This is a genomic window from Actinomadura logoneensis (genome assembly GCF_003428695.1).
In the GTDB taxonomy this organism is placed as follows: domain Bacteria; phylum Actinomycetota; class Actinomycetes; order Streptosporangiales; family Streptosporangiaceae; genus Spirillospora; species Spirillospora logoneensis.
On record NZ_QURH01000581.1, the window covers coordinates 1 to 1,870 of the forward strand.

Here is a 1,870-nt window from a genome sequence, read left to right on the forward strand (position 1 = left end):
CGCGCTGCGCGGCCTCGTCGCCCTGCTCGCCGGCGCCGAGCGCGCGGGCGAGGCCGCCGCGCTCGCCACCGCCCTGGCCACCGACCCGGTCGTCCGCGAGCGCCTGCTGACCGTCCTCGGCGTGTCGTCCGCGCTCGCCGACCACCTCGCGCGCCACCCGTCCCACTGGCGCGCCCTCCGCTCCACCGAGGACGCCCCCGAACCGCCCTCCGACCCCGCCGAACCCGCCGACCACGCAGAACCCGCCGACCACGCAGAACCCGCTGAACCCGCCGAACGCCCCGACACCGAGGCCCCGCGGGAGGCGCCGGCCTCGGACGCGGCGCGGGAGGAGTTCCTGCGCGCGGTGGGCGCGGACCCGGGCGCGGCCGAGCCGGTGGCGCGGGACGCGTCCACCGAGACGCTGGGCGCGCTCCGGATCGCCTACCGGCGGCGGGTCCTCATGCTCGCCGGGCGCGACCTCACCGGCGAGCTGGACGTCGCCGAGGTGGCGGCCACCCTGGCGGACCTCGCGGCGGCGGCCTTCACCGCAGGGCTGGCGGTCGCCCGCGCGGACGTCCCCGGGCACGGCGCGTGCCGCCTCGCCGTGATCGGCCTCGGCAAGTGCGGCGGGCGCGAGCTGAACTACGTCAGCGACGTCGATGTCATCTTCGTGGCCGAGGCCCGCGACGGCCACCCCGAGGACGCCGCGCTGCGCACCGCCACCCGGCTCGCCGCCGCGGCCATGCGGGCGTGTTCGGCCAGCACCCCCGAGGGCGCGCTGTGGGAGGTGGACGCGGCGCTGCGGCCGGAGGGCAAGGCCGGGCCGCTCGTCCGGACGCTCGCCAGCCACCGCGCCTACTACGAGCGCTGGGCCCAGACCTGGGAGTTCCAGGCGCTGCTCAAGGCGCGTCCCATCGCCGGGGACGCCGACCTCGGCGCGCGGTACGCGGCCACGATCGGCCCGATCGTGTGGCACGCGGCCGAGGGCGAGAGCTTCGTCGAGGACGTCCAGGCCATGCGCCGCCGGGTGGAGGCCGACCTGAACCGGCGGACCGCCGAGGCCGGGCGGCAGCTCAAGCTCGGGCCGGGCGGGCTGCGCGACGTCGAGTTCGCCGTCCAGCTGCTCCAGCTCGTCCACGGCCGGTCGGACGAGTCGCTGCGCGCGCCGGGGACGCTCGACGCGCTCGCCGAGCTGTCCCGCGGCGGCTACGTCGGGCGCGACGACGCCGCCGCGCTCGCGTCCGCCTACCGGTTCCTGCGCCGCGTCGAGCACCTGGTCCAGCTCCACCGGCTGCGCCGCACCCACATGGTGCCGGACGCCACCGCCGACCTGCGCCGCCTCGGCCGCGCCCTCGGCCTGCGGACGGATCCGGTGGAGGAGTTCACCGCGCTGTGGCGGCGGCACGCGCGCGAGGTCCGGCGGCTGCACGAGAAACTGTTCTACCGGCCGCTGCTGCGCGCGGTCGCCCGGCTGCCCGAGGAGGAGGCGCGGCTGACCCCGGCCGCGGCCCGCGTCCGGCTGGAGGCGATCGGCTACCGCGACCCCGCCGGCGCGCTCCGGCACATCGAGGCCCTCACCGCCGGGGTGTCGCGCCGCGCCGCGATCCAGCGCACGCTGCTGCCGGTGATGCTCGGCTGGTTCGCCGACGCCCCCGACCCGGACGCCGGGCTGCTCGGCTTCCGGCAGGTCAGCGACGCCCTCGGCGCGACCCCCTGGTACCTGCGGCTGCTCCGCGACGACGTGACCGTGGCCGAGCGCATGGCGCACGTGCTCGGCTCCAGCCGCTACGCCACCGACCTGCTGCTGCGCGCGCCGGAGGCCGTCGCGCTGCTCGGCGGCGACGGCGAGCTGCGGCCGCGGCCGGTGGCGGCGCTGCGCGCGGAGGCC

Annotated in this window: 1 protein-coding gene; it reads left to right on the forward strand. The window is 78.7% G+C overall.

Annotated elements, in window-relative coordinates; all coding sequences use genetic code 11:
* Nucleotides 1-1,870, forward strand: a 1,870-nt coding sequence (locus DZF91_RS24365; RefSeq protein ID WP_235834519.1) for a bifunctional [glutamine synthetase] adenylyltransferase/[glutamine synthetase]-adenylyl-L-tyrosine phosphorylase, incomplete at both ends; no start/stop codon positions are given.